Below are 610 nucleotides of genomic sequence, written 5' to 3'. Positions count from 1 at the left end.
GTCCAAATCGACAAATCTCTCCAGACCTGCCTCCAAAGGAGAGATGTCTTCGGTTAGCTCATGTCCGTAGAGGGGATATCCCATCTCCAGCCTCAGAAGATCTCGGGCACCCAGACCTGCAGGGAGAATACCATACTCCTGTCCGGTGCTCAAGAGCTCCCTCCATAAATCCTGAACCTTCTCGTTGGGAACAAAGACTTCAAAACCATCTTCGCCTGTATATCCGGTTCTGGAGAGAACAACCTCTTCTCCCATGAACTGGCCTGAAGAAAAAGTATAGAATTTCACCGGTGATAGATCCTGTTTCACAATGGAAGAAACAACGGCCTCTGCCCGGGGCCCCTGGACAGCCAAAAGAGATGTATTTTCGGTCTGGTCATCTAGGTCCACCGGACCAGCCTTGTTCTGATCCATCCAATCCAGGATCTTTTCTCTGTTGCTGGCATTGACTACCAAAAGGAACTGGTCCTCACCCTGGTGGTAGGCAATAATGTCGTCCTTGACCCCTCCTTCAGGGTTACAGACCAAAGCATAGCGCGCTTCCCCTATCTTCTGGTCCAAGATGTTGCGCGAAAGAAGGGCATTTAAAAACTGCACCACCCCAGAACCC

General features: G+C 50.7%; 1 protein-coding gene. It reads right to left on the bottom strand.

Going from position 1 to position 610, the window contains the following annotated elements:
* A partial coding sequence (locus HW443_RS12610) for an aminomethyltransferase family protein (RefSeq protein WP_320411600.1) occupies positions 1-610 on the bottom strand: 610 nt, incomplete at both ends.

The organism is Candidatus Hakubella thermalkaliphila (assembly GCF_013281975.1).
Taxonomy (GTDB): domain Bacteria; phylum Actinomycetota; class Humimicrobiia; order Hakubellales; family Hakubellaceae; genus Hakubella; species Hakubella thermalkaliphila.
Note: the sequence above shows the minus strand (reverse complement) of the source record. Positions and strands in the feature narration are given on the sequence as shown.